The sequence below is a fragment of the Paenibacillus sp. sgz302115 genome, from assembly GCF_056120445.1.
This window is the reverse complement of sequence record NZ_JBVYOK010000002.1, coordinates 164,248-179,173: the sequence shown is the minus strand read 5'-3', so window position 1 is coordinate 179,173 and position 14,926 is coordinate 164,248. Positions and strand designations below refer to the sequence as shown.

Sequence of the window (14,926 nt, the reverse complement as noted above, 5' to 3'; positions counted from 1 at the left end):
AGCCTTGACAACCTTTAGTCCGATCAAAATATTGCCGCTGCTCTTCCCCGCCGCTTTTCTGATTACCATCGGCATCCTCTGGCTTCCTGAGCATCCGCAACTGCTGGACAACTCGTATATCGACACGTTCAAGACAGCCTTCATCGGGATTTTGCTGGAGGCTATGCCCTTTGTGCTTCTAGGGGCGCTGCTCTCTTCACTGCTCCAAGTGTTCGTGCCGGATGAGCTGATCTCCCGCTGGATTCCGCGCCGCCCCATCCCGGCGATTCTGTTCGGCTGCCTGCTCGGCATTCTCTTTCCCGTATGTGAATGCGGGATGATTCCGCTGGTCCGCCGGCTGATGCGCAAGGGAATGCCGTTGCACGTGGCGGTCGTCTTCATTTTATCCGGTCCGATCCTCAACCCGGTCGTCTATGGAGCGACGATGACGGCATTTCGCGCCCACCCCGAGCTCGCGTATGCACGAATGGGACTGGCCTTCGCGGTTGCGGCGCTTATCGGTCTTGTAATCTGGGCCACCGTCCGCAAATCGCCGCTGAGGCTGTCCATTGAACGTGAAAGCGGGGAACCTCATGCCCGCAGCACCCGCGGCGGCAGGCTGGTCGCCGTCTTCGTGCATACGTCGGACGAGTTTTTTGAAATGGGCAAATATCTGATCATCGGCTGTCTGCTCACTTCCGGCATTCAGACCTTCATGGATCAAGGCAGTCTGGCCGCCATCGGCGGGAAGCCGCTTGGTTCCTACCTGTTCATGATGGGACTCGCCTTTGTGCTCTCGCTGTGCTCCACTTCGGATGCCTTTGTCGCCTCCACCTTCCTGCATACCTTCCCTTCAGGGTCGCTGCTGGCCTTCGTGGTGCTTGGACCGATGCTCGATTTCAAAAATTCGTTGATGCTGCTCTCGCTGTTCAAGACACAATTTGCGCTTTATTTGTTTTTCCTGATTTTCTCAGCTGTATTTATCGGGTCTGTGCTGGCCTCATTCTGGTTATGACCCTAACCCGTTCATGAACTTTCAGGAGGTTCCCGCATGAATGACTCCCGGAGCATCCGGCTGCACTATGGCTTCAGGGCACTCCTTCTGCTTCTCTTCGCGCTCTATATCGGGCATCTGGTTGAGCAGGACGCCTTGCATTATTATGTCGCCCCCAAGCTGGCCCGCTGGATCAGACTCTGCCCGATTCCGCTAACGCTGATGGCGCTCAGTCTCGGCATTCAGGCCCTATTCGGTAAGAGCAGTCTGCTCTGCGACTGTGAGCACCGTCTCCCACGTTCCGGGCTGGGCAATACAGTGCTGTACGGCCTTTTTCTGCTCCCCCTGCTTCTCGGCTTCCTGCTTCCCGACCGCGCCCTTGGCAGCGCAGCGGCAGCCAGAAAAGGCATCGCGCTGACTTATAACCATCCAGAGCAAGGTATCCGTGCGGAGTTCGCCGCCGCGAGTCCCTATCAGGCAGAGTTCGCAGAGCTGGCAGGTAAGCTCTACGCCCAGCCTGTGATTAACGTGTACCCGGAAATTTTCTCCGAGACCTTAGGGGCAATTGACCTGTATAAAAAACAATTCGAGGGCAAAAGCATTGCCGTCTCGGGTTTTTTGTACCAGGAACCCGGCGCAGATATGAAGAATGCTTATGCAGTGGGCCGTTTTCTGGTGCAGTGCTGCACGGCAGATGCCGCGCCGTTCGGAATTCTGCTTGACCCGCAAACGCAAATAAGCCTGCCCGCCGATACCTGGATTGAGGTTCGGGGCAAGCTTCATGCTGCATCATACAAGGGCAAGGAAATCATGCAAATTACTGCCGAGTCGGTCACGCCCATTCCCCAGCCATCCACGCCCTACATTTACACCAATGCCGACGCAATAGCCGCCTGGGCAGCAATCCATCCGGAAAAGCTCCAGGCTAAATAACCGCATCCAGCTCGTCATCACCGCCCGATGGGAGCGGGTTGAAGACCTCTACCATCAGCCGGGCCGGAACACAAATAATCTGCTGTTTTGGCCTGGAGATGAATCCCATATTAAGCGCAATCGGGAGCGGCGCATCCGAATAAGTCATTTGAATCCCGTAGTCGTACACCTTCAGAATGTTGTGGCCGAACTTTGTTTTGATATGAATAATTTGCTCTTCCTTGGTCAAGTTTACGGTCTTATACTCTTTGCCGTTTACCGTAATGACCGCTTTCAAATTCCCCTGCACGTATTGCTCGTCATGGCTGTTATACCATTTGATCCCATAGATCGAGCCCGCCACAAGCAATACCAGCAGGATAAGAATAAAGTCTCCGCGTTTCATTTTTTCCAATGTTGACTCCTTCTCGCTGGCTAGAATAAAAAAATTATCAAATCGGCTTCGACCGTGACTGCGGGGAATGTTTGGACTTCCGGCCGCTGTTGTCTGCAGATTTCTTGATTGTTACCGCTCTTCGCGGTGGAAATCCGCAGACAAAGGCGGTCGCTTCCGCTCCTACAGTTCCAAACTTCCCCTCCGCCACTTCTGCCCATTTTAAAAACCTTTCAAGTTCATTCTGCAAAGCTTGTATTCGTAAAATTTACGATTAATATAAATATAGTCGGCTGCAGCGGCTTTGTCAACGTTTCCGCCACTTCAGAAGCATCCGCAGGCATACAGTAATCACCGCATAAATCAACACAACTGCGATAAACGTCACCAGCCGTTCCCTGGCAGAACCGTCGGCAAACAGCACCGGCCCCAGTCCGAACAGCGTGTTCAATATGTACAGTATTGCGATCAGCACATACAAAGCGACTTTCATTCCACTTCCTCCTTTCATGCCACCGTTCCCGCCAATGCTAAAAAGGCTATCCGGTGTAGAAGCCCTCTACTCCAGAATAGCCTTTGCTTGCGATGAATAGTCAGTAGTTCATGTCCAGCGGAGTGATTTTTACTTGCTGATGCCGACCGACCATTCTCTGAGCACCCGCTCCACTTCACCCGGAGACACCGGCTTGGAAATGAAATCCTGCATCCCTGCTCTGCGGCACAGCTCCATGTCCTCTTTGCGGGCAAAAGCCGTTACGGCAACGATAACCGGAGACAGCTCCATCTCCTCGCGGATTTTTTCGGTAGCCTCAATACCATCCATCAGCGGCATTTGAATATCCATAAAGATGATATCATAATGCCGTGAGCGTACAGCCTCGACCGCCATCTCCCCGTTCAAAGCCACATCGGCATAATAGCCGTGCTGCTTGAGATAGGCCTGCAGCAATTGTAAATTCACCGGATGATCCTCAGCGATCAATATCGACAGCGGTCCGTATTCACCTTCCGGGGATTCCGCCCCTATCGTATTCTTGATAATCTGCATATCTCCAACGGGTAAGGAGTCCTGCATTTTTCCAGGCTCCGCATGGGGCAGGAAGACCTGAATTGTGAAATAAAATTCCGCTCCGTCTCCCTCAGAGCTCTCCACGCCGATTCCTCCACCAAGCAGCTCGGACAGCTTCTTGCTGATCGCCAGACCCAGACCGGTTCCGCCATATTTGCGGTTGATCGAAGGATGCAACTGGGAAAAGGATTGAAAGAGCATTCCCTGGCTGCCCTGAGCGATGCCAATTCCTGTATCTCTAACTGTAAATTTGATGACAAGGTCGCCGTTATCGGCAATAGACTGCAGCATCACCGAGAGGCCAATCTCTCCTTCATCGGTGAATTTCACCGCATTGCCGAGAAGGTTCACCAGAATTTGCCGCAGTCTGGTCTCATCCGTCACTACAAGCGGCGGCAGATCAGGGGCCATATCGGTGTGCAGCACCAGACCCTTCTCCTTGACCTTGGGATAAAACAGCTCCGTCACATGCTGCAGCACTTCGCGGAGATCAACCGGCTGCAGCTCAAGCGTCATCATGCCGGCCTCAACCTTGCTGAAATCCAGGACCTCATTCAAAATATGCATCAGCGCCTCACTGCTTTTGTTAATGATCTGTGTGTAATACTGCTGTTCTTCATCCAGCTCTGTACCGTCGAGCAAATCGGCCATGCCGATGATGCCGTTCAGCGGTGTGCGCAGCTCATGGCTCATAATGGCCAGGAACTCTGACTTGGCCCGGTCTGCCTGCTCTGCAGACTCTTTGGCGCGCACAACGGCCTTTTCCTCGGTAATATCCCGGAATACAACCACGGCTCCCTTTCGTTCCCCATTGTCGAACAGCGGCGACATCCGGTATTTGACCAGGAAGCTGGAGCCATCCTGCCTCCAGAATATTCCTTCTTCCTCTTCATAGGAAAGATGCTCTGACAGCGACTCCGACAACGTTCTCCGTCCGCTGCCGTAAGGTTCGGCATTCAGCCAGGTCTGTTCAATCGTATGCAGCTTGATGCTCCCTGCCAGCTCGCCGGGCTCATAGCCAAGCATCGTCGATGCCGCAGGATTAATAAACATCATCTCACCCTCAAGATTCATGCCAAAGATACCTTCTGAGACGGAATTCAATATAAGTGCATGCTCGTAGCTCAGCTTTTCAATCTGCTCCAGATGGCGCTTGCGCTCAGTAATATCGCTAGTGATTCCGAATACACCCGCAACCTTGCTGTTCACCATGATAGGCACATAGATCATACTGACCTCGACCGGATAACCTTCCCGGTGAATCAGCCTGCTCTCGAAGGTCTGGGCCTGTCCGCGGGCAGCCAGCCCGAAACGCCGTTCTACAAATTCCAGCTCTTCCGAATCAATAATCTCGTTGTAGCCGGACAGCAGAAGGCTCTCCTGCGAATAGCCGGTCAACTGCTGCAGGCTGGCGTTCAGCGACTGAACCTGCCCCTGCAGATCCATGGCGCAAATCGCCGAAGGATTATACTCAAACAAGGATTTGTAACGGTTCTCGCTCTCCAGCAGCTTCAATTCATATTGCTTGTGTCCGGTGATATCCGTCATTTCGGCAATTATATGGGCAGGAGCGCCTGTTGATTCATCGCAAGTCAAAAAGATATGCAAGGCTATCCAGATGATCCCGCCATCTTTGCGCACAAACCGCATTTCTTTATCTACAGCCATGCCGGGACTCCGCAGCAAATATTCCGCAGTAAGCTCATGATCCGCCGCATGCTCATTTTCCGGGTAAGCAATATCCGGGTAACGGAGCTCCGTCAGCTCCGCTTCAGTATAGCCAAGCATCTTGCAAAGTGCAGGATTTGCCATTAGTATCGAGTCGTCTTTCGTGGAGACTACCGCGTAACCTATAGATGATCGCAAATACAACTGCTTATATATAGTATCGGTCAATGATAGAGCCTCCTCTGTAAAAGTGGGGACTAAGACTAACACTAGTATACATTTTTTTTGATAAAGATGCTTATGTCTAAGCACACATTATTCCATGAATGAGGAGACCGGATCATACACAACATAAAGATTACATAATCAAAGCCTACATCCTGCAATTAAGAAAGGTGAATTCTAATGCCCGACAACTGCATAAATGGACATCAAATGCATTATCAGGATTGCGGAAAAGGAACAGCGATCATATTCATCCATCCTCCGGTATTGACAAGCTTGAATTTTCAATATCAGAGACAAATGTCGGCCGATTTTCGAATAATCACTTTTGATATCCGCGGCCACGGACAAAGTGAACCTTCCAAGAAAGAAATTACTTATCCGCTAATCACCGAGGATATCAGGCAGCTAATGGATCATTTGAAGCTTGAAAAAGCATTTTTATGCGGGTATTCAACCGGCGGCGGTGTCGTGCTCGATTTTATGTTGACCTTTCCTGAACGGACACTCGGCGGCATTGTCATTGGCGGGATGTCGGAGGTTAACGATAAGAAGCTGAGAAACAAAATATTGCGCGGCCGCTTCTTGTCCCGAATCGGCGCGGTCAGTGCAATTGCGCTCTCCACGGCCTGGGGGCAAGCGAAGCCCAAGCTGGCTTTGTTCCGGTCCTTGTTTAAGGACGCCAAAAAAACAAACGCCAAAAACGCCGGACAATATTATCAATACAGTCTGCACTATAACTGTACGGCGCAATTGGGAAATATCCTTCAGCCCGTTTTGCTCGTTTACGGAGAGAAGGATACCATGTTCCATCCCTACGCCAGTCTGCTGAAGGAACGCTTGCCCAAGAGTGAACTGGTTTTTATCAAAAATACCAAACACCAGATCCCTACCAAAGCTGCCGGGCCCTTAAACGAATTAATCAAGCAGTTTATTCATCATTGCGGCCGTTAATTAAAGAGGGCTTCGATTACCCGGAGCCTTTTTTGTCATAAGATTAAGCAAATAAGCCTTTAAATCGACTATGCGCAAATATTCAGGCTTTTGAGCTGATCCGCTGATAATCAAGGGAACAAGCGATTCCCTTTTACGAATGGAACCGTGAGCGCCCCCGCCCTTATGCGTTGGTGAACTGCTGTCCGCCAGTTCATATCCCGGTTTTGCTGTGACGATCAGAAACTTACCTTGGTGTGAGTTGAATGCACCTGACAAACGTCTCAGAGCATCGGGATACTCATCGTAAGTCAATGAATGTGCGGCCGGATTCACGTGTAAATCCAGCACCTCTGCGTCCTGTTTGACCGTCCATGATTGGTTGTAGGAATCGGTTAGGCTGCCGCCTGCTTTAAATTTGAGCTGTTTGGCTGTTGTTCCCTGAATAGCGTGAATCCAATCCTTTTCCTTCCAGGCAACAAAATCAATGCGCGGATCTTTTGTTAACAAGCTCGCTGTGTCTCTCAGAGAGCGCTCCGCTTTCAAAGAGTAGACATAGGCCATCGTTTCATTGACGGCGAGAATGATATCCGTCTCCTTCGATACCGCTTCACCCGGACGCAACACTCTGGCATCGCCGAGCAAAGAGGGCAGATCAATCACCGGATTTTGATCAGCCGGAACAATTTGGGTCATCCCGCTATCGCCGGCAATGAGGATAACGGCATCCTGCAATGCTTTTTCCGGAGAACCGAAGGTTTGCAATACAGATTGAAGCTGACGATCCAGCTGTTTGACCCCTTGAAGTCCCACCGGGCCTTTCCTATGCATCTTCTGGTCTAAATCCGGCAAATAGACATATAAAAAATCCGGCAATGTCTTGGACTTAATCAAGTATTTTACGGCTTCAACAGCAAAATTATTATTAATGCCCATCCGATTCGTCAGATTATCCGGCAAACTTTTAAACCCATGAAACGGATTACACAATGCGCCCAAGGACAGTAAGTCCGGGCCTTTTACATGAAGCTCTTTCGGTAAAGAAGCAGGGCCATAAATCCAATCAGGCAGCGACAGCTTATGAGCGGACGCCCCTCTGTAAATCAGACCGTTTATCGAACCAGACTTCAGCCCGTTCCGCGCCAAGTCCTCATAGATCGTAGGCAAATCCCTGTTCAAATGGCTCCCGTTCAAATGGATTAGAGCATCAGTCAAAACCGGATGAACTCCGTGCTTCAGCACTTCCATCGGTCCGGTTCCGTAATTGATCAATCTCTTGTTCTCCGCAGAATACCAAGTCAGACCCGGCACATGGTGAAGATCCGGATACGCACCGGTAACCAGCGAGCTGTCAATCGTGACAGACATCGTGGGAAAAGAGCTGACCAGGTTTTTATAGTATTGCCCGTGTTCAATCAGGAACTTTAATGCGGGAAGCTCCTGCTGGCTGATTCCTTGGTCGATTGCCTGGTACATCAAAGAGTCCACCAGCAGGAAAATGACTTTCTTCGTATTTTCTCCCTTGGCAGAGTTTATCCGCAGCAAATCTTGTGCTTTAGGTTTCGAGCTCTGGCATCCGGCAAGCATGATCAATATAAAGATCGCTGACAAGATCCGCATCCCTTTTTTCCTCATAACCATTCACCCACTTTAGGTACATTGTGTCTTGAAAATCTTGGAGTTATTCGAGGGTTTTTTTGCCATTATGAGAATAACCAGGATGACGATTCGGACCTCCGAATGGGCGAGACAGCGATCTCCACTGTTTCATCGCCCCGGTTCACTCCTGTCCGTGAATGGTTGCCACACCCCGGCAAGCACCTGCAGCGCCTCTTTAGCGGATCCAATTCTGTACCCTGAAGCCGTATAACGAATATGGTCCTGACCGTCCAGCACAAAAAGATGCGGAAAGCCCGCTTCACTCGCCGGAGGCCGTGATATGAAGTCCGGTAATGAGTCATAGGCAGAATCCTGGACAAAAAGGGTGCCTTCCGGCAGCCCCGAATAACTGGAAGGATCGAACGAAGGCGTCCAGTGGGCATCTCCAACGACCAGAACAACGGGAGCGCCAAGCTCCGTAAGCGGCCCCGCAAGCTCGCAAATTTCGCGGATCAAATGCTTGGAAGGCTCCCGTTCCGGTTCTATCCAAGTGATTACGGCTCCTCTTGTACCTGCCAACTCCCCCAGCGTCCTGCCGGTTCCGTCCGGAAGCGAGAACCTGCTGTCCCGGCCCATCTTGCCGAGGACCGGAATGTCCAGCGGCACCTCCCGGAATGTCAGCGGGATGTCTGTTTGTTCCCCGGTGCGCACCGTAAAATAATTAAAACGTACCCGCACACTGCCATCTTTCAGACGTATGCCTGATGTCATTCGATAGGAGCCCTGCTCCACTTCAAAGGGTTCGTCATAGACATCAGATTTCCCATGCGGGTAGAACAGTGTCTTATATATTCCGTTCTCCAGCCGCGCGAACGTAAAATTCTCCGAATACGAGGCTGCCGGAACTCCTGCAGCAGATTCGCTGTCGCGAATGAAGCGAAGCTTGCCGGTGCCCCTCTTCTCCGGCAGCACGGATTCCGGCGCGAATACCGCTTCTGCCCAGCCTCCTGCCGCCATATATTGCGGCGTATGCTCGCTCGGATGCAGGCGCGCCGGGATGCCGAGGCTCCGGCAAATGGCCACGAAGAGGATATCGAGGGAAGCTCTGTCCCCTCTCTTTATCCGGAAGGTGCCTACCGGAGTTCCCTTGCCCTTCAAATTAGGCAGGTCCTCCCAGATGCTCCACCCCTCATCTATCTTGCGGACAAGTTCAGAAGGATCGGCTCTAAACCTTTCGGTTTCTTCTTCAGTGAACGCAGCCTGGAAAAAACGCTTATAGGGCACAATCATTTCATACCACACACGCGGACAAAGAACGTACGGAATAAATAATTCATCCGGAAGCTCACCTTGCTGTGCAAGGGCACCCAGTAAATGATCATCCAGCGTAGAATTCAAGGTATCTATCAGGTCCTTCTCGTTCAGGCTCTCCAGCAGCCGCAGCGGCCATTCTCCATATTCGGCAGAGCGTTCCCGCAGGAAGGCGGCAATCTCGCAGCTATTTCCGCGTGCCTTGCGCAGCACTTCCCATACCCGTTCCGGCGGAAGCCCGGCAGCTTGGGCCAGCTCCGATGCCTGCATTTCATCCATGAACGTATCCTCGTAGCTTGAACGGATCTTTGTTCCTTCTTCGAGCTGATCTTGATGCCGCTGAAGCTTCTCCCGGGAGACCGGTTCCGGGACGTCACCCTCTCTTTCCGGCGGAGGAATCATCTCAAAGTCAGTCGTCCCTTCCGGCTGGTGCACCTGTCCAAGGACAATCTCGATGACTTCACCAGCTTGGACTGTGATTCTTTTTTCTCCCCACAGGCCATCCTTTACTGCGCGGATAAGCAGATCACCGAAGCCTGTCTTGAAGGACGCCTCGCCCAGACTGTCTGTTGGCACGGCAGCAATCGGGTAGAATTCAGCCATATTGTACAACTGGAAATGCACATGAGCTCCGCTGACCTGACGGCCCTGTTCATCCTTCACCTGGACAGTGAGCGTCCGCGTCTGCGCATAACCTTCCAGCAGATTGATTTCTGTGAACCACTCATCGGTCAGTGTGATGTCCTCAGGCCCGGAATAATCGGCGAAGATCCGTGTATTGATAAGCATCGCCCGCCGGGCAGGCGGACTGAACCAGCCCTGATTCAGCTCTGCTTCCGGCTCGCATGCGCCGATATAATACCACTGCCCGTCGGCCCAGGCTTCCACCCAGGCATGGTTGTCATCGGAATGCGCCCAGCGCGGGGTGTACACCTGGCGGGCAGGGATACCGATGCTGCGCAGGGCTGCAACCGCCAGAGTCGATTCCTCACCGCAGCGGCCCCGCGCATTGCGGATCATCGTCAGCGGGGAGATCGTCCGCAGGTCGCTGCCAATATAGGTCGCTTTTTCATGACACCAATAGTTCGTCTCCAGTATGGCTTCCGCCATGCTTAATGGCATCGTTCGAGGTGCCAGCTCGTCATGCAGAATACCACGGGAATCCTCAATATTCTCGGTATTAACACGGTATGGAAGTACGAAATGGAGAAACAGGTGATCCGGAACCCGCTCTCCCCAGGGCACCTGCTTGCGGATGTCCAGCGTTCGGCGCACATGACTCAGAAATAATGAGCCCTCATAATCAGCCAAATCATTCAGAGGCATATACGCAAATAAGTATTTAAGCGCCCATGTCTCTTCTTTGGTCAATTCCTCTTGAAAGATATCGAACAGCTCATGTTCCCTCGCTTTAGCAATCTGCCTTTTCTCGGAGAATTTCCGTTCGATCTGCTGCATCGTTTCCTGATCCAATGAGAACACAGAAGTCAGATTGGTCATTTGGCAATCACTCCTTCCATAGCTTACCGTCTTCCCGGATGCAGAAGCTTGCCTTCCCGTCCGCCGACGGTGCGGAAATATGCAGCAGCCTGCGGGTCGCCTCAATCGCCGGCTTAATGCTCCACGGCTCGTTTCCCATCAGGATACTCGCATCTGTGGTGAATTCACCGTATTTTTCGAAGAAATTACGTTCCCGGTAGTACAGCTTGCGCAGCTCCCATTTAATGCGTTCATCGGGTGGCAGCTGAAAGGATTCAGGGCCGTCACCGTCTGCGAACACGACATATCCCCACAGCTCCGGGTAGTGCATGTTGATAATGCCCATCGGTGACCACACCCAATTCTCTTCGGGGTAAATCTTGCCCGTGTCCGGATTCAGCACCTTGCGGTATTCTCCGTCCCGGACCTCTGTCTGCCACTCTACCCGGGAGAAATTCACGCGCCAGAACTCGCCTTTTACCGGTGGACGGCCTTCAGGCGCACACTCACGCAAGCTGGTCCAGGGCATAGCTACTTCGACGCTCCATTTGCGGTTCGCCGCACCCGGACGATTCAGCTCGCCGTCAATATGCACGCAGGTCTGTAGCCCATTAATATCCCAGCCATTGACCGGAGGGCCGCCGTCACGGTACGGTTTCACCAGCAGAAGGTCCCATACCGTGTTCAAGGCATTGATCTCAAACTCATAATATTGGTGTGTATCCCCATCAGGATCAATAAATATCTCAAAATCATTGTCATAAAAAATGACCGAATCCCGCTCCGTCAACGTTGCCCAGATCTGATCTTCCATTAGTTCAGCTGCAAAATAGAAATAATTGTCATCCCACAGCATTTTGACCCGGGTCTGCTTCGCGGGCAGCGGCCGCAGTTCCCCTTCGATATCGACAAAATCATCCGTCCAATCGGCCGCTGCCCAGAACGGTTTATCCACGCGCCCATCCAGAACGAGCGGCCCTGCTGCGCGCCGGCAAATATAATGCTTCGGAGCAAATTCAATATTCGGCTCCGGTACTCCGCTAAGCTTCATCTTTTCTCCTCCAGACGTTTCTATCTGTAGTTCTTGATAAACTCAACCGCCTTGCGAATGTCCAGCTCCGGCTGCGCCCCCACCTCACGCTCAATCGTCAGGTACCCCGTGTATCCGATGTCCTGGAGCGCCTTGAAATATTCGTCAAAATCTACTCCGCCTTCGCCAAGCGGCACCTCGCGGAAGTAAACCCCGGATGAGACCATTTCGGCAATCTTCGCATGGTCCATCGGCGCATAGCCAGGTGCCCCGTACACATCGCGCGGGTCCACTTCCTGCAAGCGGAGGCCATCCTTAACATGGGTGTGGACGATATAATCCTTCAGGAGACGCACGCCCTGCACCGGGTCATCTCCGGTCACCATCACCATGTTCGCCGGATCAAAGTTAACGGAGACGCCGTTGGTGGACAGCGTATCGAGGAAGCTTTTTAAATCGCGGGCGGTCTCGGGGCCGGTCTCGATGGCAAAATAAGCGCCCACACTCTTGGCGTATTGGCCCAGCTCTTCACAAGCGGCATGCAGCGTACCAAAAACCTCGGAGGAAGGGTCATGCGGCACAATGCCGATATGCGTCGTAACGATATTCGTCCCCAGATCGAGGGCCAGATCGACGATACGCTTGGATTTTTCGATTTTCCACAGATTATCTGCCTTGTCCTGAAAGCCGTGGCCGCCCAAATCCCCCACCAGCGCAGAAATCTCCAGCCCCAAGGAATCAATGTAGTCCCGCAGCTCCCGCCGGGCCGCAGCCGACAGGTTCTCCGGGTCCATTTCGCCGCTGACCGCATAGATCTGCACGCCCTCGGCACCAACATCCTTGGCCAGCTTCAAGCCCTCTCTGACGCCCACGCCGAAGCTGTCCACAATTACACCAATCTTATTCGTCAATTTCATGCCGAACCTCCCGCTGAATTTGTTAGGATTGTTTGTCTTGCATAAGTCCGCTGCTCATGGCATTCAGAAGCGTTAGGGTAGTATCACAGCTGTATTCCCAGAACATGATGCCCCGCAGCCCTTCTTGCCGGACATAGCCGCATTTGCAGCGGATGGATTCTTCATCCTCATATGAAATGAACGAGCTTCCGTCAAAAAGATATGGCGCCTTCGCCTCGTCATCCCAATACCGCGTATACCCGTTCTTATGAATATATTCCGCCGCGAGCGCCGTATAATCAGGCCCGTATCCGCCGGAGCCGGAAGTCATCTGATGCAGCCCCCGGTTCCGGTCCGGAACATCTGTCCACATCCGGGAATAGAATGCGGCGCCGATCACCAGCTTGCTGCGCGGCACACCCGCCCGCTCGAACAGGCGGACAGATGTATCCGTGCTGATGCGGAATAAATCGCCGGTGGGTGTATACAGATTTGTATGATGGCCCGTTACAGTCTGGAATCCGCCGCGCATATCGTAGGTCATCAGCTGCACGTAATCCAGATACTGCTGCACCCGGTCCATTTCGGTGCCGTCAATATAATACTGGTCCGCACCCGCAGCAATCGTCAGCAGATAAGGCCGTCCGTCAGCCGCCGCCTGTTGATCCAGCGCTTCCCTCATTTCCTTCAGCAGCAGCGTGAAGTTGCCTTTGTCGGCTGGCATTGCAGCGATTCCGGCCTGAGCGTAGCAAGGATACTCCCAATCCAGATCAATTCCGTCAAAAGCATAGCGCTTCAGCGCCCGAACCGCCGACCTTGCCATCAGCGACCGGCCTTCCGCTGTCGCGGCCGCCTCGGAGAACCCTCCGGCGCTCCAGCCGCCTACGGACAGCAGAATGTTCAGCTCGGGGTTATATCCTCTAAGCCTCTCCAGACTATCCAAATGCCGCAAATGATTGGTCACGATTTCAGCTTCATGCACCTGCCCAAATACCACATTCAGATGCGTCAGCTGCCTCGCTGCCTCAGCCGTAATCTCTGGCAGTGCGCGGTCGCCTGCATATCCGACAATCAAGGGGTGATTCATCTTCGCCTCATTCCTTTCCTTATAAGATCCCTTTCCCCAGCGCGGTATAGACCAGTTGAGCAAAGAGGCTGTTCGACCAGGCGAACCAGGGGCGGGTGAATTGCTCCGGATCGTCGGCATGAAAGCCTTCATGCATAAATCCGGTTCCGGCATCCGTGGCCTCAAGCATAGCGATCATCTCCAGCATCTCTTCATCCGTGGCGGCAGTCAGCCCCTGCATGGATAAGGCCATCGGCCAAATGTAACCCGGCGGTGTATGCGGACTGCCGATCCCCCGCGCCGCAGTTCCTTCATAATAGAAGGGATTCTCCACGCTTAGGATGAAGCGGCGCGTATTCTGGTAGACCGGATCATGGACATCGGTATACCCAATATAGGGAATCGAGAGCAGGCTGGGCGTTCCGGCATCATCCATCAGGCTGTAATTGCCGAACCCGTCTGTTTCATAAGCATAGATTTTGCCGAACCTCGGGTGGTTGACCGTACCGTAGAGCTGAATGCCGTGACGGATCTCCTCCTCCAGAAGCTCCATCTCCTGCACAAGCCTTTCATCGCGGAAGACCCGGCGGGCGATCTCCCGCATCTGCACAAGGGACACGGCGGCAAACATATTCGCGGGAATATTATAATGAAGCTCGCAGGCATCGTCGCTTGGCCGGAAGCCTGACCAGACCATCCCCGTATAGTTGACCGGCATCCCATAGCCGTCACCCCGTAAGGTGTCGATGGCCGGGCAATTGGGGCGTTTGAACCGGTACGGCGAATGCTCGGCATGGCGCTGCTCCGTCTTCCAGACCTGCACAATGGTACGCAGCACGGACTTGAACTGTTCGTCAAAAATATCGGTTAGTTCCGTGGCCTTCCAATACCTATAGGAGAGACGCACGGAGAAGCAGAGCGAATCCAGCTCGAATTTGCGCTCCCAGACCCACGGGGACATCTCCGTCTCGTCATTCGCTTCCCAGTGCCAATCATTGGCCGTTTCGTTAAAAGCGTTCGCGTACGGGTCGATGCCGATATACATCATTTGCCGCTTGATCAGACCGGAGATCAGACGCTGCAGGTCGGCATCCTCCTTGGCCAGCGGTACAAAATGAATGACCTGCTCCACCGAATCGCGCAGCCACATTGCGGGAATATCGCCCGTGATGACAAAGGTGGTGCCATCATTCAGCAGCTTAGCGGTTGTCTCCAGCGTATTGGGGAAGCAGTTGCGGAATTGCCGGAGCAGCCCCGGGCGGTGAGCCAGCTTGGTCTCCGCCTCCCGCAGCACATCCCGGACCGCCTGAGGCAGCGCCAGCGGCGGCAGCGTTATTGTTGGCAGCTTAAAGTGTTCCACCTGTACCAGCT

At 53.0% G+C, this 14,926-nt stretch carries 12 protein-coding genes; 3 read left to right on the top strand and 9 right to left on the bottom strand.

The annotated features are described in order from the left end of the window. Positions 1-4 precede the first annotated feature (4 nt). Positions 5-994 carry a permease gene (locus AC0LWN_RS06260; RefSeq protein ID WP_474663731.1) on the top strand — a complete coding sequence of 330 codons (990 nt, stop codon included), beginning with the start codon at positions 5-7 and terminating at the stop codon, positions 992-994. A 36-nt stretch (positions 995-1,030) separates the two neighbouring features. Then, positions 1,031-1,906, top strand: coding sequence for a TIGR03943 family putative permease subunit (locus AC0LWN_RS06255; RefSeq protein ID WP_474663730.1), 876 nt, complete (start codon positions 1,031-1,033; stop codon positions 1,904-1,906). On the opposite strand, the gene AC0LWN_RS06250 is transcribed toward AC0LWN_RS06255, so the two are convergent. The 3 genes from AC0LWN_RS06250 to AC0LWN_RS06240 all read right to left on the bottom strand — a co-directional run bounded on the left by AC0LWN_RS06250 (position 1,899) and on the right by AC0LWN_RS06240 (position 5,244). Then, the gene (locus AC0LWN_RS06250; RefSeq protein ID WP_474664142.1) at positions 1,899-2,291 is read right to left on the bottom strand and encodes a NusG domain II-containing protein; all 393 of its coding nucleotides are present in this window, start codon (positions 2,289-2,291) and stop codon (positions 1,899-1,901) included. The genes AC0LWN_RS06255 and AC0LWN_RS06250 overlap by 8 nt on opposite strands. Positions 2,292-2,586: 295 nt before the next feature. Further along, positions 2,587-2,772 (bottom strand): DUF6954 family protein, encoded by a 186-nt coding sequence (locus AC0LWN_RS06245; RefSeq protein ID WP_474663729.1) that lies wholly within the window; start codon positions 2,770-2,772, stop codon positions 2,587-2,589. Positions 2,773-2,901: 129 nt separating this feature from the next. Next, positions 2,902-5,244, bottom strand: coding sequence for a PAS domain S-box protein (locus AC0LWN_RS06240; protein ID WP_474663728.1), 2,343 nt, complete (start codon positions 5,242-5,244; stop codon positions 2,902-2,904). A 177-nt stretch (positions 5,245-5,421) separates the two neighbouring features. Between AC0LWN_RS06240 and AC0LWN_RS06235 the strand changes: the two genes are divergently transcribed. Then, positions 5,422-6,195, top strand: a complete 774-nt coding sequence (locus AC0LWN_RS06235) for an alpha/beta fold hydrolase (RefSeq protein WP_474663727.1) — start codon at positions 5,422-5,424, stop codon at positions 6,193-6,195. On the opposite strand, the gene AC0LWN_RS06230 is transcribed toward AC0LWN_RS06235, so the two are convergent. The 6 genes from AC0LWN_RS06230 to AC0LWN_RS06205 all read right to left on the bottom strand — a co-directional run bounded on the left by AC0LWN_RS06230 (position 6,196) and on the right by AC0LWN_RS06205 (position 14,915). Next, complete coding sequence (locus AC0LWN_RS06230; RefSeq protein WP_474663726.1) at positions 6,196-7,794, bottom strand: alkaline phosphatase family protein; 1,599 nt, start codon at positions 7,792-7,794, stop codon at positions 6,196-6,198. 147 nt (positions 7,795-7,941) lie between these two features. Beyond that, positions 7,942-10,584, bottom strand: a complete 2,643-nt coding sequence (locus tag AC0LWN_RS06225) for a transglutaminase-like domain-containing protein (RefSeq protein ID WP_474663725.1) — start codon at positions 10,582-10,584, stop codon at positions 7,942-7,944. A 7-nt stretch (positions 10,585-10,591) separates the two neighbouring features. Continuing rightward, the gene (locus tag AC0LWN_RS06220; protein WP_474663724.1) at positions 10,592-11,614 is read right to left on the bottom strand and encodes a carbohydrate-binding family 9-like protein; all 1,023 of its coding nucleotides are present in this window, start codon (positions 11,612-11,614) and stop codon (positions 10,592-10,594) included. A 20-nt stretch (positions 11,615-11,634) separates the two neighbouring features. Then, on the bottom strand, positions 11,635-12,510 hold the full coding sequence (locus tag AC0LWN_RS06215; RefSeq protein ID WP_474663723.1) for a sugar phosphate isomerase/epimerase family protein: 876 nt from the start codon (positions 12,508-12,510) through the stop codon (positions 11,635-11,637). A gap of 22 nt (positions 12,511-12,532) precedes the next feature. After that, complete coding sequence (locus AC0LWN_RS06210) at positions 12,533-13,576, bottom strand: glycoside hydrolase family 18 protein (protein ID WP_474663722.1); 1,044 nt, start codon at positions 13,574-13,576, stop codon at positions 12,533-12,535. 19 nt (positions 13,577-13,595) lie between these two features. Continuing rightward, positions 13,596-14,915, bottom strand: a complete 1,320-nt coding sequence (locus AC0LWN_RS06205; protein ID WP_474663721.1) for a glycoside hydrolase family 125 protein — start codon at positions 14,913-14,915, stop codon at positions 13,596-13,598. Between the last annotated feature and the right edge of the window lie 11 nt (positions 14,916-14,926).

Excerpts from the sequence above, each read along its gene's own strand:
- AC0LWN_RS06235 (WP_474663727.1), top strand. The coding sequence starts at position 5,422 with ATGCCCGACAACTGCATAAATGGACATCAAATGCATTATCAGGATTGC.
- AC0LWN_RS06210 (WP_474663722.1), bottom strand. The coding sequence starts at position 13,576 with ATGAATCACCCCTTGATTGTCGGATATGCAGGCGACCGCGCACTGCCA.
- AC0LWN_RS06230 (WP_474663726.1), bottom strand. The coding sequence starts at position 7,794 with ATGCGGATCTTGTCAGCGATCTTTATATTGATCATGCTTGCCGGATGC.
- AC0LWN_RS06220 (WP_474663724.1), bottom strand. The coding sequence starts at position 11,614 with ATGAAGCTTAGCGGAGTACCGGAGCCGAATATTGAATTTGCTCCGAAG.
- AC0LWN_RS06225 (WP_474663725.1), bottom strand. The coding sequence starts at position 10,584 with ATGACCAATCTGACTTCTGTGTTCTCATTGGATCAGGAAACGATGCAG.
- AC0LWN_RS06250 (WP_474664142.1), bottom strand. The coding sequence starts at position 2,291 with ATGAAACGCGGAGACTTTATTCTTATCCTGCTGGTATTGCTTGTGGCG.
- AC0LWN_RS06255 (WP_474663730.1), top strand. The coding sequence starts at position 1,031 with ATGAATGACTCCCGGAGCATCCGGCTGCACTATGGCTTCAGGGCACTC.
- AC0LWN_RS06245 (WP_474663729.1), bottom strand. The coding sequence starts at position 2,772 with ATGAAAGTCGCTTTGTATGTGCTGATCGCAATACTGTACATATTGAAC.
- AC0LWN_RS06215 (WP_474663723.1), bottom strand. The coding sequence starts at position 12,510 with ATGAAATTGACGAATAAGATTGGTGTAATTGTGGACAGCTTCGGCGTG.